This is a genomic window from Paenibacillus violae, assembly GCF_032461945.1.
In the GTDB taxonomy this organism is placed as follows: domain Bacteria; phylum Bacillota; class Bacilli; order Paenibacillales; family NBRC-103111; genus Paenibacillus_E; species Paenibacillus_E violae.
The window spans coordinates 843,537-862,131 of the sequence record NZ_JAWCUD010000001.1 but is presented as its reverse complement, the minus strand read 5'-3'; the positions used below and the strand labels follow the sequence as shown (position 1 = coordinate 862,131).

Below are 18,595 nucleotides of genomic sequence, written 5' to 3'. Positions count from 1 at the left end.
CGGCTTCTATGAAAAGATTTTGAATTATCATAAAAACCTATAGGTTTTATCGGGTAAACTTATGATCTTGCATCGACAGCGCACACCATTTCCACTATAATACAAGTATATTTACTAAGAAAGAGGGATGCTGCATGGCACAAATTAGAATTCGCAATACGAATGAACGAATCGAAGGCGAAGAGCAAGTCAAAGCCTTCTTGGATAGCCAAGAAGTTGTATATGAACATTGGGATGCGAACAAGCTTCCTGAAGCACTGCGCGAGAAATTCGTACTAAATGATGAAGAGAAAGCTCAAATCATCAGCACTTATGAGCCGGAAATCCGTGATTTGGCGGCTAGACGCGGTTACGAAATCTGGGATGTTATCTCCCTTTCCGATGCTACACCGAATATCGAAGAACTGCTTACGAAGTTTGAGCAAGTTCATACACACACAGAAGATGAGATTCGCGCTATCGTTTCTGGTAAAGGGATCTTCATCATTAAATCCGAGGAACTCGGTTATTTCGATGTTGAACTTGAGCCAGGAGATGTCATCTCGGTTCCTGAGAACACGAACCACTTCTTTACATTGATGGATAATCGTCAAATCGTTGCCGTACGTCTTTTCATTGAAAAAGATGGATGGGTCGCTTATAACGTGGAAGATCCTACTTTCATCAAAGCCTAATACTTTATCTTAGAAGAAAGCCCAACAGCGCAGGACTCCTTGTCCAAACCGCCGTTGGGCTTTTCGTTATGCTCTATTCAGCATTAGCGATAATCTGTAAAACTTCCTCTAAGCGCGATACCTCATTAGCAGGAACAATCTCGTCTCCACTTTGTAGGCCATGATGATTGATCCAAATATTGCGCATGCCTACACGTCCGGAACCAAGGATATCTGTCGTCAATTTATCACCGATCATGATCCCTTCTTCCGGTTTGATCCCCAGAAGTTCCAGCGCATGGTGGAAAATAGAAACGTCCGGTTTACCCACACCAAATTCCCCGGAAATGACAATATGATCGAAATAGGACGTAATAGCTGGTACGCCAGCTAATTTTTCTTTTTGAAGATCAGGCGATCCGTTTGTTAGGAGAAGCAGCTTGTAGTTACCCTTCAATGCATCCAACACACGGAACGTTTCTTCATAAACGTATGGTCGCTTGCGGCGTTCAGCAGGAAAAAGCTCGCCGAGCTTGTAGCCTAGCTCTGAATCTTCTACGCCTAACGCGCGAAGTCCACGGGTCCACGCTTCCGTGCGATAGCCTGGCGCTAATGCTTCCAACTTGCGAAAATTCTCATTTTCACCTTGCGTGAAATTAGCCCAAAGTCCTTCAAACGGATTAATACCAATCATCTTGGTGAACGGAAAAGGTTCATAGGATTCGTATAAAGCACGGGCTTCTTTACGAACAGCGACTTCCAATTCTACTGGATTCACCGCCGCGTGTTTGGCTGCTTCCGCGCAAGTAGCTTCAAAAGCTTCTTGTACACTGCGGTCATCCCACAAGAGCGTATCGTCTAAATCAAAAAGTACAGCCTTCAACGTCATCATTCATTTCCCCTTTGAATGTTGTTTCTATGTGAAAAAGCAACTACTCTTCGTCCGTGAACTTGATGGAATCAAGTTGAACTTTAAGATTGCCTCGGAAAGCCTCAATATATTTTTTTCTCAGTTCATTTCGTTCATCGATTTCCGCATCCGTTAAGCCAACGGTTTTCGCTTTACGAGCAAGCTCATTAATGCGTTCGATGTTTTTTTCCATACTGTCACTCATAGTGATCCTCCAGTTCAAAAATTCAATATGACTATTACTTTGCCATCCCTCTAGTGGAATGTCAAGAAAACAACAAAAAGAGGCATAGGAATAATTCCTAGCCTCTATTAGTCTATTTCCATTCCATAGGAAAGCAATGATTAAGGGAGCAATAAAACCTGTCCTTCTTTCAAGGAGCTCGTAGTTAAATGATTTTTCGTCTTAATCTCATCTATATAGGAACGAATGTTCTCTCCATTTTTCTTATGAGCTGTCGCAATGCCCCAGAGCGTATCCCCCTCTTGAATGACAACTTGCTCCTGAATAACTTTCTTGGTCTCAGCGTGATTTGATAAGCTGCTCGTCGGCGAAGACGCCGCTGCATAAGCTTGTACCATGGCACCGAATGAGAACACAGTCCCCAGAATTAATGCAATGAAAAGAAACCGAATGATTGTTTTCGTATTGCGTAATTTGCTTGCAATCCCTTTGGACGCGGTAGTTAATCTATGAGGTGTGCGTGAATTTGTAGTGTGTGAGTAGGCCATATACATGAGTAATCATCCCCCAAACATTTGTTCTGTTTTTAGAATAACACGAACATACGTTTGAGTCAACGATTTATTCGAACTTATGTTTGTACGAACTCGGGTTCTATGTTATACTTTGGGTAATGATTCCCAGTATTGGAGTGATAACTATTGAGTAAGATTTCACAGCGTCAACAAGCTATTTTAGAATACATTAAGAACGAAGTGAAAGATAAGGGTTACCCGCCTTCCGTACGTGAGATCGGCGAGGCTGTCGGACTAGCCTCCAGTTCAACCGTTCACGGGCATTTGGAGCGTCTTGAGAAGAAAGGTTTGATTCGTCGAGATCCAACAAAACCTCGGGCTATCGAGATTCTTGGCTTAGACGGTGCCGAGACTCATTTCGCTGTTTCCGTTGCACGTGTTCCGCTCGTAGGTAAAGTAACCGCTGGGGTGCCGATTACGGCGACAGAGAACATCGAAGACTACTTCCCTCTTCCAGTCAGCATGGTCGGAGATAACAATGTGTTTATGCTTAGCGTCATGGGAGACAGTATGATCGAAGCCGGCATACATAACGGCGATTATGTCATCGTCAAGCAGCAACAGACAGCGAACAACGGTGACATCGTTGTCGCGATGACGGAAGACGACGAAGCTACGGTCAAACGTTTTTACAAAGAGAAGGATCATATCCGTCTTCAACCGGAAAACTCTGCTTTGAAGCCAATTCTCTTGAAAAATGTTACGATTCTAGGGCGTGTCATTGGATTATTCCGCGATATGTAAGACTAAGAAGGACCGTCAGGTGAACTATCCTGACGGTCCTTTTTGTGTAGCATTTGTACACACCAATCCCAAATCCAGCTAAGGCGTCTCCAAAAGGTGCTTTTTCTTACAAATAAGGGAGTTTAGTTCCCCCTATAGAACAAAAAAACCGAAGGACATTTTGTCCCTCGGTTTTTTTACTGGTCAAAGGTTCGTGTTTACTCACGCTTTTTCTAAAACGCAAGCGCCAAATTCCCCTGACGGAAAATAGGCTCCAAACTGCCATCCTGAAGCACACCGTCAATCTCTAGATCAGCCGTCCCGATCATGAAATCCACGTGGATCAGACTTGTGTTCCCGCCTCTTACTTTCAGCTCCTCGTTGGATAAAGAAGCCCCATCCTTCATATTGATCGGATAACAGCTGCCCAAAGCAAGGTGACAAGAGGCATTTTCATCAATGCCTGTATTGTAAAAAATCCGTTTTAGATTGGATATCGGCGAATCATAGGGAACAAGTGCGACTTCGCCTAAATAGCGAGCCCCTTCGTCCATTTCCAATAACCTGGTCAAATGCTCATGGCCGACCTCTGCTTTATAATCTACGACCTTACCATCTTCAAACTTGAACGAAAACTTATCAACCAATGCGCCATTCACATTCAGCGGCATGGTACTTGTAACCGTCCCGTTAACACCTGTCCGTTTGGGCATCGTAAATACTTCTTCCGTCGGCATATTCGCAACAAAGCGAATCCCTCTTGCGTTCGCCTTATCCCCTCCAAGCCAAATATGGCCATCTGGCAGCTCTACGCGCAAATCTGTCCCAGCGGCCCGATATTGCAACGCTGCATATTGCTTATCGTTCAGCACCTTGCGAACGCGCTTCAACTGCTCAATATGTGCACGCCATGCGCTAACCGGATCGTTTTCATACACACGATTGAACCGGAAAATAGCGTCCCACATCGCATCCATCCGCTCTTCTTCAGGAAGATCCGCGTACACTTTGGAAGCCCAAGCAGCAGTCGGAGCTTTAATTAAGCACCAGCTGAACGTGCTCGTTCTTACATATTTTTGATATTTTGACCGTGCTGTTGCCATAGCTTTGGAAGCTCTGGAAATCACACCAGGTTCAATGCCGGCGTACAAATCTGGATCCGGCACCTTAATATTCAGAAGTGCGCCGCCATTCTCAACAAAACGCTCCAACATATCCGTGTACCACACTGGGTAGTAGTCGAGTGCATCATCATGAGCCGTCTCTAAGCGCGCACGCGTCAGGAAATCATCTTGCCAATTCACCTGCACATAGTTCGCTCCAGCCTCATAAGCCTTCTTAACAATGAGGCGCGTCAAGTCCAAGCATTCGATCGGCGACTCAATCATTAGGTCTTGACCTTTGGTCAAATTAACGCCAATTTTTACCACTAATTCCGCATATTTCTCTAAGTTGACTAAAAAGTTATCCATATGAGTTCCTGCTCCTTCGCATGAAAAAGCCCATCAGTTCAGGACGCGCCTGAATCATGACGGGCTATCTTATCTAGTTTTCAAACGTTGCTAATGATCTTAATACAAGGACAGATATTGATCTCTTTCCCATTGGTGTACTTGGGTGCGGTTTATGTACATAAACCAGTTTCACTCTGTAATGCTCTGCTACATCACACTCTTATTATAGAAGAAAGAATTTCATTCCGCAACAATACGTAATGTTTTGGAGTATTTGGGGGCAGATTAGGGGCGTTTTTGGGGGCGCTCCCCCTCCCCTATTTTATCGAGTAATTATTATTCATTGTCGAGCAAAATATAAGCTTCCATGCTTGTATCAAATACAATGATCTTCCCAGCATCGTCATATAGCATATCATTCACATCAAGATAACTAAGCGTACTTTCCTCGCCTGTTTTCTTGTGCATTACTCTATATTCCATTATACCATCTCCTAAACAATAAACTCTTCGAATACCGGTAGCCGCATGGCTCCTGACTTATACCAGTCCCGATACTTCACCTTGCAGCGAACAACAGGCTTAATATATACGTAATCATTTGTTTCTCCACTTTTGAAAAACTGAAACACTGGCCACATAGATTTCCGGGCTGCTTGAGTGATTCCTAGTTCCATTAATCCGATCGGTCGAATGCGTCCACCATCTTCATATCCGAGCAACCAAGAACTTTCCTTCTTAGAATAGCCGGTTATGTAGACCTCTGCCTCTTGATAATTAATAACCTTCTGCCATGACCAGGAGCGCACTCCCTTTTCATACTTTGAATCTTTCTTCTTAATCACAATACCTTCAAGTCCATGCTGGCATACGATTTTAAAAAAGTCTTTTGCACTACCATTGATAGGCCGAACAATTCTATAGTGGTCAGTTTCCTGGAGTGTTTCTTCGAGAAGTTTCTTGCGCTGTTCTAAAGGCAGAACAGTCACATCTATGCCGCGATGGTATAAGATGTCAAAAGCCATAAAGACGACTGGTTGGCGTTTCTTTCTGGAACGGAATCCAGCGTTACAAGATTCAAAATCAGCCTTGCCCTGTTCATCTAGGACTACGATCTCACCATCCAGAATAGTTCCTTTTGGTATAGGCGGATTATGCAATTCAGGGTATTTAGCTGTAGCATTTGTGTTCTTTGTATAAAGGTTTAATTCTTCCATATTAGAAACAATTAATCTTATTCCATCCCATTTAAGCTCGGCAAAAGTGGAATGAGCATTAAAAGGAAGATTGTTTTTACTGTATTGTAGTAGCATTGGAGGAATAAACATTATCTTCATCACCCATAACAATGGTACACCTTAGAGCATTTCGTGACTATTGGTACATGTAGGGAAACCCCCTCCTTCAGTATCCTACATATATAAGTATCTGTACAACCATTACAATTAATGGTAATATTAACCTAAATCGCATAGAACGCGTCGAAGAAACCTCGTTGGGAAAGTATCCCTCGGGGCTTTTTTTGTTTCAATTACTTACATTTAATGTTAGAATATAACAATCTATATTCTGAGGGGATTGGGACTAAATAACTATGCAGATATATATACCGCAAGAATTAAATGTAGCAACTTCAGTTGAATTTTATAAAGAGACATTGGATCGTATCAAGATCAAGGAACCTGAAATAGTTGTTTTTCGGTTTGAAAAATTGAAATTTATAGAACCGGCTGGAATGGTGACTTTAACAAATTTGATTGAACTAATTGATGCTGAATACCCAGAAATTTCAATAAGGTATACTTTTCCTGATGGATATAAAACAGATCCATTTAATCGAGCTTTTAAAGCAATTGACTTTTTAGATGATTGCTTATTTTTTGAAAAAGTAATGGGCGAAAAAATACATCCCGGGTCTAATGAAAGACGAACAACTAATGGTCTAGAAAAGTTAAATGCGAAATCGTTTAATCAACAATACATTGATCACACTATTCAATGGTTAAAATTAAATGTAGGCTTAAAAACAAAATCATTTTCCTTCCTAGGCACTGCTTTGAGTGAAATCTTCAACAACATTATTGATCATTCGGGGTCTCCTAATGGGGGCTGTGCTTTTGCTCAACATTATCCAAGTAAAAATCAGATTAACTTGTGTATAGCTGACTCAGGAATGGGAATAGCTACAAGAATGAAAACTAGGTTTACAGTAGATCATCAAGGAAATGACTTGGTTTCTGATGCTGACTTCATAAATTTTGCAACACATAAAAAAGTATCAACAAAAACAACCCCCAAAAATAGGGGTATGGGACTAAATACTCTCCTACATATCATAGACAATAATAAAGGTTCCTTACAGATACTATCCAATGAGGGATCTTTGAGATATAATAATGGCAAGAAAAGGTTACGAGACATTGATGGCTATTACAAGGGTACTTTGATTCAAATTTCATTTAGAACAGATACTTTAGAAGAAGAAGAAGAGGAGGAACTTTTATGGTAATAATGATTAGAGATCACGTCTCAGGGTGTAATACTAATCAAGAAGGCGAAGTAATTTATAATTTGATCGCCCCAAAGATCGAACATGGTCAAACTGTCACTATCTCCTTCAAGGGAATCACTTCTGTCTCCACTTCGTTTTTAAATACAGCAATCGCACCATTATTAGAGGTTGTTAGCTTCGACAGTATAAAAAGGCAACTTAAAGTAGTTGAGTCAACAAGATTTATTAATTCAATGATTGTTAAGAGACTGAACGATGAGATCACGCTAGTAAGGAATTAATGAAATCGCAAATTTTGTATAAATAAAGCCGCGGCGCTACTATACCCGTAACCAAGACCTCTTCGGTCGTGCGGAAATCCACAAGGATAGGGTATAAGTGCTGCGGCTTTTTTCAGTGCTTTTTTTGTTGTATAACAACCTCATATGCACATATAATAAGAACATATATTCTTATTTCGAGGTGATTACGTGAGTAATATGACGACTTCTGAAGAAACGGATGACATTTTAAAATATGTGATTCTGCCTATGTTGCTTGATCTCATTGATAAATATATGTGGTTTCCCGAGCCAACACCACTAAAACACTTGCATTCCAGTCAGTTCCAGGAACTGTTAGACATGATCACACTGGATCATATCGAAGTTAAGCAGCGACTTAAAGCAGCTAATATCAAAGTAGTAAAGGACTGGAAAGTAGGATCGACACTCGATTACAAAATTTACGTGCGGAGATACGAAGAGAAGCTATCCTTCTGGAAAGGTCACATTAAATCGGAGATATCTATCGCATTAGGTAAGTATGTGGCGCGGCTGGACAAGAGGAAATTCAAAGTTTAGCGCCAAATAACTTCAATTAAAATAAGCCTACTTCTTATTAGAAGTTAGGCTCTTTTTTTTATGTCCGTAATTGACGGATTGTTTTATTCAACCCACTCAATTAATTGCTCGATGGCTTCCAGTTCAAATACTTTCATAAAGGCTTCTAGGTGTACGGGCATCCAATGTTTAGCCTTATTCTTAGAGTAGTCGTCCACTGTATTCCAACGAATACCGGTTAGTTCACTGAGCTGCTTAACGTTCATATTTCGTGCTTGCATTAGCTGATCAACTTTTAATTTCAACAATCCTAATCACCTCAAAATTATTATACAATATCTCTCAAAAAAACTCAACGAAAAACGTTGACAATCAACGAAATTCGTTGTATAATAAATATATAGAGAGGAGGTGAACGAGAGATGAAAAGCAAAAAGAAAAAGAAACAGCAAATCGAGGTAAGAGACATAGTCGCGCTAGTGACGGCAATCATTAGCCTGACAAGCTCCATCCTCACCTTCATCGTCACAATGAGCCGCTAAACTCAAATGGTCCACTTCGGTGGACCTCCCTTAATGGGACGGTGAAATATAAAGGTTGCTGTTTCTCTTTCTTTTAATCCAGTATATCACAAAGGAGCTGAAAATATGAAGCGAGCCACATTAATTATTAGCATTGCCGCTTTGATTATCAGTTTAGTTTCAATAATTCTAAATCTTACAAAATAGTCTATTATATAGACATCCTAGGTAATAAATCGTATGATATTGGTAATATTTGCTTAAAGGAGAATATTACCAATGATCGGAGTTTGGATTGTTTTAGGAATTATATTACTACTGGGTGTAGTCGCCTTCATTAACGCAAAGTATGGAGCGGTAGTCAAAGAGCGGCAAGAGCAAAAAGGCCGGGAGCAATATGAAAAGGCTTTAGCCGCGAAGGAACAAAAGCGACAAGCTAAATTAAAATAGCAAAAAGGCCTCCTGATGCGGGAGGCTTTTATTATTTATTCTTCCGGACGGCCTACCGCTCGTCTTAAGGCGTTAGCGCAATCGTGTGTATAGGTTTGTATGCCTGGTTGGCCTTCCATTTCATCGTAGTAATACTTTAAGGCATCGATGATAAAGTTAACCGCTCCAGGGTCAATGCTTAAAGCCTCTTTCCTAATAGCCATATCTACTTTCCACCCTCCCGCGTCTCCGTTTGACTCGTCCCGATCTATTCCAATGTCGTTAACCCGGACATCGTTCTCAAATTGATACAAATTAGGCTCTGACATTTTAGCGCCTTTGCTCCAGGCGTAGGTTTGCCATACCTTGCTCACCGCTCCCCTATCTCTGAGCATCTTACACGCCTCATACTCGCCGTAAGCTCCGAGCTCATAACCTTCTATCTGGGAGTCGAAAGCACGCATATAGGCCTCAATAGCGTCATACTGAGAGGCGTTAACGTCCGTATCTACTGCCGCATAAATTACAGAGCCTTCCGGCTGTCCGACTTCCCGTGCATATTGGAGAGCTAAGGCCCCATCCTCCAGACCTTGAGCTGCACCCATGAGCGCATTAGCAGCCCCTCGCTCGAATACTGAAACAATGTATAATCCGGCATAGCTGATAGTTTTAGCCTCGCCAGCCGTTAGCCGCTTCCAGGAACCCGCCGGTGCTAAATACCGACAAACAAATTTAAACCCCTGAGAGGAAAAAAGATCCGCTAAACTTGCCGTCAAAGGTGTAGCGCAATCGAACCCTTTACTCATAGATTTCACTCCTTAAGATTTATAGCGGACAGTAAGGACAGTAAAAACACGTTTTTTCGCAAACTTTCTATACTGGCATTTAGCCTATTTTTAATAGGCTAAATGCTATTTATAAAAGTTTTAAGAATTTTACTGTCCTTACTGTCCATAAACCCGCTAGCCCTTACGCGGCAAGGGATTTCATCGGACAGTAAGCAAAAACGGTTACTGTCCAAAGCGGTTTTACTGTCCTCAGCCTATTTAGCTGTTCCGCTAATCTTGCTCTTAATTAACGTAATAGCATCTTGCAAGGGCTTAGGGAGCGGTAAGCCTAACCGGCCGTAGTTCTCGCTAATAGAAATCAGCTCGTTTACCAGGAAAGAATAGATAGCCCCTTGCATGATAATGGTTGTACCTTGTGAAACGTCTAATTGGTGAGCTAGCATGATAGCCGTAAACATGAGCGCTTTTTTCATCAAACCCCAATACCCTACGCTGCTGCTTAGCTTTTGGCCCTCTTTGACTGAGGCCAATACACCGGTGACGTAATCAATCCCGGAGGCCAATGCCAAAAAGCCTAATAATCCTGTCCAGCCCCCAAAGGCATAAGCTGTTAAAGCCACAAAGAAAGTAGATGCAATACTTTTTTCCATTCGTCTAAAACCTCCTTAAAGTTGGGTTAGTGCCTGGCGAAATTCAATCCAATGCTGGCCTTTACGGTCAATAGCATTAGATATAATTGGGTCTGTCCAGGTTGGAGCCGTTAATATAAGAGTGTTGAATACGTCTATTAGTGCCTGGCGTAACTCGATCATGTGAATAGGCCTAACGTTTGTCACCTTAGAGACAATTGTGCTATCAGTCCAAACGATTGGAGCCAAGCCGCGAGCCTGGCGGACTGCATTCACCTTAAAGCGAATATCGTCTACGGTCCGCTTACTAATAGCCGTGTCATCCGCTCCTAAATTAGTCGGATAGCTTGGAGCCTGGATAGAGAATTGCACCGGCGTGCACCAAGGCCCCCAATCCTTGCCGTCATACGCTCTAGACCGGACATAGAACGTACCTACGCCTATATCCTTTTGAGGAATATAAGGGTTAGCCACGCCGGAGGACATAGGCCCTGTAACCGACCAACCCGCCGAGCTAACAGACCTTGTAGCGTCGATAATATTAGTTGTGAAGGTGTTGGACGCACTCACTTGAAGTTGAATGTCGGTTAATGTGCTATCGTTAGTGTCAACCGGCACGATACGAATTTTAGGCCGTTTGTTGTATAGACTACTGGATGATGTAAGGTTAACAATTGAAGTCGTCGCATAGGCGTTAGTCGTGAAAGTCGTATAACTGATAGGGTTAGCATTTCCTGCATTGTCGCTATACTGTACCCCCCAACGGTATAGTGTAGCCTGTGTCAAGCCGGTAAAGCTATAGGATAGCCCCGCTACGCTTTTAGGGAATCCGGGCTCCGCTTGCCATGTGCTGCCGTTAAACTTTTGGAGTGACAGGACTGTTGACGCTAAGCCTGAGCTTACCGAACCGTCTGAGAAGGCGGACCACGAAACACTGTTAGACGTTGCGTATATTGTGCCATTGTTCTGTGTCGGTGTGTTAGGCGCTACAGTATCCCTAAACACATAAGCGCTTAGGTATCCGTTTACGTTCCCCGCTGGGTCGTAAGCTCGCATATCATAATGCCAATTTCCATCTATATTGATATCTGTCACGTCAAAATAAAAGTTATTAGCGCCGTCCGATGTCATATTGCCTAATAGGTAATATGATAAATCCGGTCTAACCGCGTAAATAGAAACATACTGCACGGCCACGTTATCGAATACGCCGTAAGCCCAAACTCTGGCCGCATTACCCTTTACGTATTGTTGAGGTGAAACGCTTGTAATGACCGGCGGCGCGATATCCACACCAAAATAGACGTTGTAGAAAGTCGTGTCGCCTGGCGTTCCTACTCCTGGTTGACTGTTAGCGCCTGCACTATCCCTTACCATCATGCGAAGGTAATAAGTGCCGTCCGCTGTAATCCAGTCGGCTGGCATTTGCCAACTACGCACATTACCACTTAACCATTCTGTGTCTTTAAGCACTGCACTATAGGCGCTATTTACTAGCTGAATCCAGTATTGACTCTGGTAGTCTCCTGGGTCCGGGTCGCTAAAATTCCATTGTACTAACGGTGTGCGTGTTGGAATCCATGCCCCTTGCGGCGGGTAGGTGATAACCGGAGCGTTAGGCGCAATGTTAGAGGCGTTAAGGAAATCATAGTATGTGCCGCTGTCGTTTCGTCGCCACATGAAATAATAGTTATTAGGCAGTGCGTTAGGGTCATGAGAGATAGCCGGAGAGCTCACTAAGCCCCCTGTGATATTTCCGATATCTAGCAGTGTCGGTGTGCTCCATGATGTAATGTCATTAGCTGCCGAGTTAGCTATAAAAATCTCAGCCTTATTATTAACCGAGCTCTTAGTGCTCCAGATAGCCACTACTCGTCCCTGGTTGTCTATCGTGGCCTGACAATCCTGGTAGGCCGTATTGAGCGCACCAAATGAAGTCCTGGAGCTCCAGTTAATGCCTCCGTCTGTCGATCTAATAGCGCTAATCTCTTGGTCTAGTGGATTGGCCCAAACTAAATACATATAGCCGTTATTTGGATTCTTAACCATAGACATAAAGCTAATAGGCCCGGACGGCTGAGGAACATAGCCAAGTTGCCCAAAATCCACTTGCGGCATATTCGCGGTAGGCCTTGGCGTTGTAGCCTTAACCATTGTCAAATGTGCCGTGCTGCTGTTTTGGTAGAACATAACCGGATGACCGCTCGCATTAACTGAAATTGCAGCACCGTCGATAGTCTGACCGGTCAATTGGAATAATGGTATTTGAGTCCAGTTAGTACCCAGGTCACCGGACCAATAATATAAAACTAAATGGTTATTGCTAATGCCGGTAGCATGTACAGCTATAGTATGCATCGTGTTAGTGCTCGCATCGTAAACCATGTCAACCGCTTTAGGCGGACCGTTTAGCGTGCCGATAGCGTTAGTTGTCGAGCCTACCGTTGTCGCATCGAATCTAAAAGCGTGGAAAGCTCCATCACTGTTAGATTGGTGTCTCGTAGCTCCAACAATTAACACCGTTGTGCCTGTTGAGGCAATAGAAGCTACGGCCGACAAGTAATAATTACCGCTGAAAGGATATATACACGTTGTTAGCGTTGACCATGTAGCGCCGTTGTCCGTAGACTTTAGCACCTTATGGTTTCTAGCCCCCTCAGACACTAAGGCGACTAGCCATCCGTTGCTCAGCCTGGTAACTTTACGCCCGGAGCCGAGCGGTGAGACTGACGTAGTTGTATTGATTAAAGCCATTTAGCAGCCCCCTAGTCTGTGTACTTTTTAGCTAAAGCAACCTGAGCGTCTACATATGCCTTTGTGGCTGCTAGGCTATCGATCTTATCCCAATTCGCGTTAAAATCCGTATCGACGTTTACGTATAGGTCGCCGTCTGTCGTCGTGTCAATCTTTCTGAGTCCTAGATTCGGTGTATTGCTTGCCATAGTCTAATCACCATTCCCCGCTAAAGTTTTATATAGAGTTTCTTCTAGCTCTTCGTAGGTCATTTCTGAGAGCTCCAAGTATGACAGATACTTATAGCTGAAATTAATACCCAGGTGAGCCGGAATAATATTGCGTAAATCGGCTTTAAGCTCGTAAGCAAAGTCCGGCTTACCGTTCGTGCTGGAGAACTTAAGCGTTACATATCCGGCGAGAAATGACACTTCGACGTTACCGTTTTTGTATCCCATGGCCGCCAGCTCGATAGTCTTACTATTAATGACACCAGAGGCCCATTGTTTAAACTTGATCTTAGCTCGCCGGAGCTCCAATGAGAGGCCTAAATCTGTTGGTAAACCTAAATCCTTTTCGTAGATAGCGAGCGCCCATGTGGCCGTGTCTACGTCGAGCTGTAGCATAAACTCGTCTATTAGGTCGCCTGCCGAGTCCAGCACCGCGCCTTCGGCTGCTGCCAGGTCTAAGATGAAAGGGTCATTACGCATAATAGCGTTGAGCTGCTTTACAATCTGATCTTTATACAAGGTTAACACCTACCAGCACCGGAACTTCTTTGTCACCTAAAGTCACGTTTACAATGTTGTCATTAACCTTTAAGTTGCTGTAATCCGCCACGCCTTCTGCATTTAACACACATTCCCCGATTCGGGCATAACTCACATAAGGGTCACTGAAAGCTACGTCACGGAAATAAGCCCGGATAGCCCCAGAGATATTAGCGATAACAACCGCGTCCAGGTAACCGCCTTTTTTAACAACTGTGGCGGAAACGGTGATATTCTTGCCGTCCGCCGAAAGTATTGTCGCCTTGCAGCCAATCGGAGCAACCGCCGAGCCTAAACCGGTGCTGTCCGGGTCAATATAGGTTTGGACCGCTGCAACGAGTCCCGAGCTAGCCGGTAACTTATTGGTGTCGATGATACGCACCTCTACCGTATTGACTCCGAAGCTGTTAGGAAATACTTTGGCGCCACCCACGCCGGACACATCGCGAGCCCATAGCTGATAATGGTACACGTTCCCGCTCGTCGCCGGTGTTTGTAAGATAAGGTAGTACCGCTCTCTTAGAGACTCGTCGGTTTCCTCGTCAAAGCCGTCAACCATTGGCAACGTATTAGTAACCGCTGTAATACCGGCAAGCGTAACAGGAATTTGAGTAACCTGGGAGGCCGGTACGTTTCCAATAGCTCCGAGCTGCACACATTTAACCGGTACCGAAGTGCTACCATTAACCGCTGCCATTTGCGTAGCTCTGAACTGTATGCCGCCAGCCGTCTCAAACATATCGTTAATGTTAATCGTTCCCTTACCGGTTACCGTTACAAAGCCCGTTGCATATGTGGCCGGATTTCTTATAATACCTGTGCGCTGCAATACAAATTTTGTGAGCTGGTCGCCTGATAGGTTATCGATATCCATTAGCGCCGTGGCCGTTTCGAGCTTAGTGTTAAGCCTATCGAGTACCAGGCTTAAACTTTTCATCATATCGGCAGGCAATAAGCCCGGCCGCTTATCGTAAGTATCCGGCAGGCCTGCCATGAGCTGATTATAATTATCCAAGTAGTCCCGCCTCCATTCTTTGCGTTGTGCCTCGCTTGCTTAAGATCGTAAAGCTAATTTTAGCGCCTTTGGGTGTCCTCTCCGTCTCAAAGCTCGTTACGCTTACTATCTCTGGGTGCTGGAGCATTTGCTCTGTTACCTGTCGTCTAATCTCTGAGTCTACGACACCTACCGGTAAGTCACGCCGCCCGATAAACTGATAGAGTGAAACGCCGAAGCCGTCATAAATCGGGAATTTACCGTTTTCGGTACTAAGCAGCATACGCGCCCATTGCTCGATTGCCTGGTCATATGAAGCCATTACCGGCCTACCGTCCCGCAGCACAAAGCACCCGGTATCAAAGTCAAAAAGAGGCGTATCGCCAAACGTTGCCACCAGCTCCGTTAAGGTGTCGGCTGTGTTATTAGTTGGAATCAAGCAAACCGCCTCCAATCTTGTCCATTGCATAAAACTGTTGAAAATCAGCGGTAAGGAGCACAACGCTATCCCCGGCTTGTAGCTTTTCAGCTACAATAAGGTCATTAATCCGACTGCTTAAGGCTATGTGTCCGTCATCGAGCATATAATCCCCGAGCTGAACGGCTAGAGGCTCCACGCTCAAAATAGATCCTAAGCTAACCGCTTGAATGTTCTGTTGAGGCTTAAACATTTGTGCAATGCCTACGTCCCATTGCTCCATTACGTCACCCCTAGTCGAATCGTCGTTTTATGAATACCGTTAGCCTCCGAATGACTAGCCTGGGTGATGACATACCGGCCAACAATGCCGGTTATCGTTTCGTTAACGTCTAGCAGCCTACCGGCTCTCAGCTCGTCGCTACCAAGCAAGTCAATGCTAATGTCCTCTGTGGCCTTGTTGAGCTCGGCTAGCTTATTCCGGGCAATGTTCCGGGCTTGTGCTTCGTCCTTTTTGTCTACGCTCTCCACATGAGCTAATAACCCGAATTGAGCAATAGACTTATCATCCTGGACGGTCTGTAAAACCTTTAGGGCCTTATCGCTCTCACTCGTCACGGTTACCCGGTTTTTCATGTCCTCGATACTGACTGACCGGCTGGGATTGCTTATCGCACTAACTAACGGAAAGGGTGCGGTATTATCGGCCAATTGAGCGGTGGGATTAATAAGCAAATGTTCATAAGGCGTTATGTAGAGCGTATCGAGTCGCATTTCCATGAAGTATTTACGGCCGGTCTCGTCTGTTGTTTGCTTCAAAATGTCCTTAATGATATCCGCTAGGCTGTCACCGTTGTAAATCTTTTTGATAGACTTATCGATTTTCGTTACACTGTGCTTAACGTTGAACCGGTTAAGTAGCTGCTCGATAGCCGCCGAAGCGGAAACGCCGTTAAACTGAATAGCCGCCGAGTTACTGTTAAGATACCAAGCAAAATCAAAGCAGCTATATGAAAACTTAAAGCGGTCTGTCCTCTCCTGCTTAACGATGATAAACCGGTGAAGCGTTACTCCTGCCGCATCCTGGAGCATAACTTGGTCTCCTACACTAATTGTCACCGTATCAAAATAAGGCATATCGGCACTACTGATATATTCGAATTGGCATTCTACCGCTAAGCTATCAATGTTTGAGCTCCATTTTAAATTCCCCGCATAGCCGGTGATGTCTATAGGCGTATTGTCCTTAACTAAAATTAACTTATGGCTCATTCGGTACCATCCCCAAAGCGGAATTCGCTAATAGTCAAGGTGTAAGGGATATCACCAGCCCGGTCAACTCCATACACAAAGCCGTCAATGGCTATTGGTATATTCATCATTTCAACGTTACCGGCTGTGATAATAAGCCTCATAGGAATACGCTGGTTAACATAGGTGTTAAACCATTGAACGCAATCCCACCCGCTACGGTTTCCCTTCGTAAAGGCGTATTGCCTAACCGGGAAAAAAGATTCGATGCTAATTGTCTTAAGCTTCCTTAAGCCTAATAGCTTTAAGGTCCCTTTGTTGATCGTCTCAAACTCCTCATTATTGCGCTCATTCATGCCGGCCTTAAATTCATCCACCGGATTGACCGGCAGGAGCAAAGAATCCGCAAAGTTATTTACTGAAAACATAATGTCCACTGTCGGCCCTCCTAAATGTTTGTTGTGGCTAACTGCACGCGCTTAAAGATTCGCTCGCCGATATAGTCAACGTACTCCTCATTCCCGATCATGTTCCCTTGAATGGTCACATAGACGTTAACATTAGAGCCGCCGAGCTTAGAGGCCGTTTTACTTGCCGTCATTACCTGGGAGCCTCTCGGTAGGTTAACGATTTCCGGCCCTTGCTCACCAACCAGAGAAGGACCTCCGGCTGCATAGTTTGTACCTGTTGCATATTCGTTCATTTCCGGAGATTCATGAATGTTAGGAGCCGGTAAGCTTGTATCGATTTTAGGAATAAGCGGAATCTTAATTCCTGGAATCAAATTGACTTTCTCAATCAGGCTATTAATCTTATCGATTACCCAATTTATAGCCGAGCCAAAGGATACTTTCAGACTATCGCGCAGCTCAGCCGACTTAGCTTTAATCAAATCCCAATTTTCTACAAGCTTCATACCAGCCACAACTAGTAACCCTACAGGCCCGGTTAGCGCTATAAGGACCGTTTTACCATCTAGCCCAAACTGCTTTAACTTGGCGTTAATTGCATCCCAGTGTGAATATAGAACCGCGCTTACCGCCACTACTACACCGACCGCCGCAGCTATCCACCCGAAAGGCGTAGCCGCTGATGCTATCGCTAATGCCGCTTGTGCGGCTGTCAGAACCCTTGTGGCAACTGTCCACGCCTCATAAATCGTCACTATTGTCGAGGCTACTTTCTGTGCTGCAAAAGCCGTAGCCACCCCGGCCAAAGTAGGTAAGAGCCAATCCTTATTTTCCTTAATCCAGTTAAAAGCCCCGGTAAGCTCATTCCAGGCATATTTCGCTTCGTTAACGGCTGCTGGGATTTTGCTCTGAATATAGTCAATAAGATCCGCAAATTTCTGTTGAATCTCGTCTATTTTGCTGCTACCTGAGATATTATTCATATACTCGGAAAACTTAGTCGCATAGCCTTTGAGCTTATCGAGAGCTGAACCGGCTTTAATCGAGCCGTCTTCTTGCATACCCCAAATTTTGACGAGTGCCTGACTAGCTGCCGCCTTAGTGTTATCCCAAATACCCTTTAGTGTTTTGGACTGAGCTTCCATAGCGCCGGAATACTTGGTTTTCATAAGGCTTTGCATGGCTACTAGAAAATTCTTCATGTCGGTAATTTGCCCCTTGTTGTTTACAAGCTGCTTACCCTTCATGATTCTAGCGCCTTCGTCTATAATGTTTTGCTTAGTGATACCAAACTCTTTCAAGCGCTCCAGCTCACCGGTCTGAGCGTCTAACATGGCCTGTACTGCATCGTCTAGCGTCTTACCGCTCTTAGACGCTGCCATATCACCTAATTGGGGAATAAGGCTTTTAGCGTCCAGGCCTTGCATTTGAAGCTGTGCCGCAGCGTCTACAACTTCCTTATTATCAAAAGGCGTAGTGTTCGCAAACTTAACGGCCCATTTAAACACATCGCCGGCCTTCTCTTTGTCCCTGGTTGCTATCTCTAGCTGATTGCGTAGGCCCTCAAAGTCCATAGAGTCTGATAGGCCTTTAGCTGCCGCAGCTCCTACCCCCGCTCCAGCTACACCGGCAATAGCTCCTACTCCCAAGCTGGCATACTTAAGAGCGAATTTACTAGCCGCAGCCGTTGCCTCTTTGAATGACCTTACGGTGTTGTTCCTAAATTGCGTAATGTTATTATTCAAAGATTGCATAGCTCGCTGTTGCTGCCTGGTTGCGCTTGTAATAGATTGCAATTGCCTCGCCATGTTTGACTGAAA

Annotated in this window: 24 protein-coding genes; 6 read left to right on the top strand and 18 right to left on the bottom strand. The window is 44.2% G+C overall.

Features of this window, described 5'->3' with window-relative positions; all coding sequences use genetic code 11:
• Positions 1 to 134 precede the first annotated feature (134 nt).
• Positions 135 to 674: a 1,2-dihydroxy-3-keto-5-methylthiopentene dioxygenase gene (locus RQP52_RS03750; protein ID WP_315949561.1), complete on the top strand. Its 540-nt coding sequence runs from the start codon at positions 135 to 137 to the stop codon at positions 672 to 674.
• A gap of 73 nt (positions 675 to 747) precedes the next feature.
• Here the strand turns inward: RQP52_RS03750 and RQP52_RS03745 are convergent, their stop codons facing one another.
• The 3 genes from RQP52_RS03745 to RQP52_RS03735 all read right to left on the bottom strand — a co-directional run bounded on the left by RQP52_RS03745 (position 748) and on the right by RQP52_RS03735 (position 2,301).
• On the bottom strand, positions 748 to 1,542 hold the full coding sequence (locus RQP52_RS03745; RefSeq protein WP_315950379.1) for an HAD family hydrolase: 795 nt from the start codon (positions 1,540 to 1,542) through the stop codon (positions 748 to 750).
• A 43-nt stretch (positions 1,543 to 1,585) separates the two neighbouring features.
• Positions 1,586 to 1,768 carry a DUF896 domain-containing protein gene (locus tag RQP52_RS03740; RefSeq protein WP_145655075.1) on the bottom strand — a complete coding sequence of 61 codons (183 nt, stop codon included), beginning with the start codon at positions 1,766 to 1,768 and terminating at the stop codon, positions 1,586 to 1,588.
• Positions 1,769 to 1,908: 140 nt separating this feature from the next.
• Entirely contained in the window at positions 1,909 to 2,301 is a 393-nt protein-coding gene (locus tag RQP52_RS03735) for a LysM peptidoglycan-binding domain-containing protein (protein ID WP_315949560.1), read from the bottom strand.
• Between the two features lie 147 nt (positions 2,302 to 2,448).
• Between RQP52_RS03735 and lexA the strand changes: the two genes are divergently transcribed.
• The gene (gene lexA, locus RQP52_RS03730; protein ID WP_127451671.1) at positions 2,449 to 3,066 is read left to right on the top strand and encodes a transcriptional repressor LexA; all 618 of its coding nucleotides are present in this window, start codon (positions 2,449 to 2,451) and stop codon (positions 3,064 to 3,066) included.
• A gap of 212 nt (positions 3,067 to 3,278) precedes the next feature.
• Here lexA and RQP52_RS03725 read toward each other — a convergent pair whose 3' ends face one another.
• From RQP52_RS03725 to RQP52_RS03715, 3 genes are all read right to left on the bottom strand, one after another.
• Complete coding sequence (locus tag RQP52_RS03725) at positions 3,279 to 4,517, bottom strand: aminopeptidase (RefSeq protein WP_315949559.1); 1,239 nt, start codon at positions 4,515 to 4,517, stop codon at positions 3,279 to 3,281.
• Between the two features lie 318 nt (positions 4,518 to 4,835).
• The gene (locus RQP52_RS03720) at positions 4,836 to 4,982 is read right to left on the bottom strand and encodes a hypothetical protein (RefSeq protein WP_315949558.1); all 147 of its coding nucleotides are present in this window, start codon (positions 4,980 to 4,982) and stop codon (positions 4,836 to 4,838) included.
• Positions 4,983 to 4,993: 11 nt separating this feature from the next.
• Positions 4,994 to 5,812: an ATP-dependent DNA ligase gene (locus RQP52_RS03715; protein WP_315949557.1), complete on the bottom strand. Its 819-nt coding sequence runs from the start codon at positions 5,810 to 5,812 to the stop codon at positions 4,994 to 4,996.
• A 281-nt stretch (positions 5,813 to 6,093) separates the two neighbouring features.
• Here RQP52_RS03715 and RQP52_RS03710 point away from each other — a divergent pair, with 281 nt between their 5' ends.
• The 3 genes from RQP52_RS03710 to RQP52_RS03700 all read left to right on the top strand — a co-directional run bounded on the left by RQP52_RS03710 (position 6,094) and on the right by RQP52_RS03700 (position 7,853).
• Positions 6,094 to 7,008, top strand: a complete 915-nt coding sequence (locus tag RQP52_RS03710) for a hypothetical protein (RefSeq protein WP_315949556.1) — start codon at positions 6,094 to 6,096, stop codon at positions 7,006 to 7,008.
• Positions 7,002 to 7,292 carry an STAS-like domain-containing protein gene (locus RQP52_RS03705; protein WP_315949555.1) on the top strand — a complete coding sequence of 97 codons (291 nt, stop codon included), beginning with the start codon at positions 7,002 to 7,004 and terminating at the stop codon, positions 7,290 to 7,292. The genes RQP52_RS03710 and RQP52_RS03705 overlap by 7 nt, the downstream gene beginning before the upstream one ends.
• 189 nt (positions 7,293 to 7,481) lie before the next feature.
• Positions 7,482 to 7,853, top strand: a complete 372-nt coding sequence (locus RQP52_RS03700; RefSeq protein ID WP_315949554.1) for a hypothetical protein — start codon at positions 7,482 to 7,484, stop codon at positions 7,851 to 7,853.
• A gap of 83 nt (positions 7,854 to 7,936) precedes the next feature.
• On the opposite strand, the gene RQP52_RS03695 is transcribed toward RQP52_RS03700, so the two are convergent.
• Positions 7,937 to 8,137, bottom strand: coding sequence for a helix-turn-helix domain-containing protein (locus RQP52_RS03695; protein ID WP_315949553.1), 201 nt, complete (start codon positions 8,135 to 8,137; stop codon positions 7,937 to 7,939).
• Between the two features lie 495 nt (positions 8,138 to 8,632).
• On the opposite strand from RQP52_RS03695, the gene RQP52_RS03690 reads away from it, so the two are divergent.
• The gene (locus tag RQP52_RS03690; protein WP_315949551.1) at positions 8,633 to 8,803 is read left to right on the top strand and encodes a hypothetical protein; all 171 of its coding nucleotides are present in this window, start codon (positions 8,633 to 8,635) and stop codon (positions 8,801 to 8,803) included.
• A 35-nt stretch (positions 8,804 to 8,838) separates the two neighbouring features.
• On the opposite strand, the gene RQP52_RS03685 is transcribed toward RQP52_RS03690, so the two are convergent.
• The 11 genes from RQP52_RS03685 to RQP52_RS03635 all read right to left on the bottom strand — a co-directional run bounded on the left by RQP52_RS03685 (position 8,839) and on the right by RQP52_RS03635 (position 18,583).
• Complete coding sequence (locus RQP52_RS03685) at positions 8,839 to 9,588, bottom strand: DUF1906 domain-containing protein (protein ID WP_315949549.1); 750 nt, start codon at positions 9,586 to 9,588, stop codon at positions 8,839 to 8,841.
• A 236-nt stretch (positions 9,589 to 9,824) separates the two neighbouring features.
• Positions 9,825 to 10,220 carry a phage holin family protein gene (locus tag RQP52_RS03680; RefSeq protein WP_315949548.1) on the bottom strand — a complete coding sequence of 132 codons (396 nt, stop codon included), beginning with the start codon at positions 10,218 to 10,220 and terminating at the stop codon, positions 9,825 to 9,827.
• A gap of 15 nt (positions 10,221 to 10,235) precedes the next feature.
• Positions 10,236 to 12,953, bottom strand: a complete 2,718-nt coding sequence (locus tag RQP52_RS03675; RefSeq protein ID WP_315949547.1) for a hypothetical protein — start codon at positions 12,951 to 12,953, stop codon at positions 10,236 to 10,238.
• Positions 12,954 to 12,964: 11 nt separating this feature from the next.
• Entirely contained in the window at positions 12,965 to 13,141 is a 177-nt protein-coding gene (locus tag RQP52_RS03670; protein ID WP_315949546.1) for a hypothetical protein, read from the bottom strand.
• A 3-nt stretch (positions 13,142 to 13,144) separates the two neighbouring features.
• On the bottom strand, positions 13,145 to 13,681 hold the full coding sequence (locus RQP52_RS03665) for a putative phage tail protein (protein WP_315949545.1): 537 nt from the start codon (positions 13,679 to 13,681) through the stop codon (positions 13,145 to 13,147).
• On the bottom strand, positions 13,674 to 14,717 hold the full coding sequence (locus RQP52_RS03660) for a baseplate J/gp47 family protein (RefSeq protein ID WP_315949544.1): 1,044 nt from the start codon (positions 14,715 to 14,717) through the stop codon (positions 13,674 to 13,676). Before RQP52_RS03660 ends, RQP52_RS03665 begins: the two co-directional genes overlap by 8 nt.
• Positions 14,710 to 15,135: a DUF2634 domain-containing protein gene (locus tag RQP52_RS03655; RefSeq protein WP_315949542.1), complete on the bottom strand. Its 426-nt coding sequence runs from the start codon at positions 15,133 to 15,135 to the stop codon at positions 14,710 to 14,712. The genes RQP52_RS03660 and RQP52_RS03655 overlap by 8 nt, the downstream gene beginning before the upstream one ends.
• Positions 15,122 to 15,397, bottom strand: coding sequence for a hypothetical protein (locus tag RQP52_RS03650; RefSeq protein ID WP_315949541.1), 276 nt, complete (start codon positions 15,395 to 15,397; stop codon positions 15,122 to 15,124). Before RQP52_RS03650 ends, RQP52_RS03655 begins: the two co-directional genes overlap by 14 nt.
• Positions 15,397 to 16,386 carry an XkdQ/YqbQ family protein gene (locus RQP52_RS03645; RefSeq protein ID WP_315949540.1) on the bottom strand — a complete coding sequence of 330 codons (990 nt, stop codon included), beginning with the start codon at positions 16,384 to 16,386 and terminating at the stop codon, positions 15,397 to 15,399. Before RQP52_RS03645 ends, RQP52_RS03650 begins: the two co-directional genes overlap by 1 nt.
• Entirely contained in the window at positions 16,383 to 16,802 is a 420-nt protein-coding gene (locus RQP52_RS03640; RefSeq protein WP_315949539.1) for a hypothetical protein, read from the bottom strand. Before RQP52_RS03640 ends, RQP52_RS03645 begins: the two co-directional genes overlap by 4 nt.
• A gap of 11 nt (positions 16,803 to 16,813) precedes the next feature.
• Positions 16,814 to 18,583, bottom strand: a complete 1,770-nt coding sequence (locus tag RQP52_RS03635) for a hypothetical protein (protein WP_315949537.1) — start codon at positions 18,581 to 18,583, stop codon at positions 16,814 to 16,816.
• Positions 18,584 to 18,595 lie beyond the last annotated feature (12 nt).

Bases quoted from the DNA above. Each gene is read 5' to 3' on its own strand.
- RQP52_RS03750 (WP_315949561.1), top strand. From the start codon at position 135: ATGGCACAAATTAGAATTCGCAATACGAATGAACGAATCGAAGGCGAA.
- RQP52_RS03745 (WP_315950379.1), bottom strand. From the start codon at position 1,542: ATGACGTTGAAGGCTGTACTTTTTGATTTAGACGATACGCTCTTGTGG.
- RQP52_RS03740 (WP_145655075.1), bottom strand. From the start codon at position 1,768: ATGAGTGACAGTATGGAAAAAAACATCGAACGCATTAATGAGCTTGCT.
- RQP52_RS03735 (WP_315949560.1), bottom strand. From the start codon at position 2,301: ATGTATATGGCCTACTCACACACTACAAATTCACGCACACCTCATAGA.
- RQP52_RS03725 (WP_315949559.1), bottom strand. From the start codon at position 4,517: ATGGATAACTTTTTAGTCAACTTAGAGAAATATGCGGAATTAGTGGTA.
- RQP52_RS03720 (WP_315949558.1), bottom strand. From the start codon at position 4,982: ATGGAATATAGAGTAATGCACAAGAAAACAGGCGAGGAAAGTACGCTT.
- RQP52_RS03715 (WP_315949557.1), bottom strand. From the start codon at position 5,812: ATGCTACTACAATACAGTAAAAACAATCTTCCTTTTAATGCTCATTCC.
- RQP52_RS03710 (WP_315949556.1), top strand. From the start codon at position 6,094: ATGCAGATATATATACCGCAAGAATTAAATGTAGCAACTTCAGTTGAA.
- RQP52_RS03705 (WP_315949555.1), top strand. From the start codon at position 7,002: ATGGTAATAATGATTAGAGATCACGTCTCAGGGTGTAATACTAATCAA.
- RQP52_RS03690 (WP_315949551.1), top strand. From the start codon at position 8,633: ATGATCGGAGTTTGGATTGTTTTAGGAATTATATTACTACTGGGTGTA.
- RQP52_RS03685 (WP_315949549.1), bottom strand. From the start codon at position 9,588: ATGAGTAAAGGGTTCGATTGCGCTACACCTTTGACGGCAAGTTTAGCG.
- RQP52_RS03680 (WP_315949548.1), bottom strand. From the start codon at position 10,220: ATGGAAAAAAGTATTGCATCTACTTTCTTTGTGGCTTTAACAGCTTAT.
- RQP52_RS03675 (WP_315949547.1), bottom strand. From the start codon at position 12,953: ATGGCTTTAATCAATACAACTACGTCAGTCTCACCGCTCGGCTCCGGG.
- RQP52_RS03670 (WP_315949546.1), bottom strand. From the start codon at position 13,141: ATGGCAAGCAATACACCGAATCTAGGACTCAGAAAGATTGACACGACG.
- RQP52_RS03650 (WP_315949541.1), bottom strand. From the start codon at position 15,397: ATGGAGCAATGGGACGTAGGCATTGCACAAATGTTTAAGCCTCAACAG.
- RQP52_RS03645 (WP_315949540.1), bottom strand. From the start codon at position 16,386: ATGAGCCATAAGTTAATTTTAGTTAAGGACAATACGCCTATAGACATC.
- RQP52_RS03635 (WP_315949537.1), bottom strand. From the start codon at position 18,583: ATGGCGAGGCAATTGCAATCTATTACAAGCGCAACCAGGCAGCAACAG.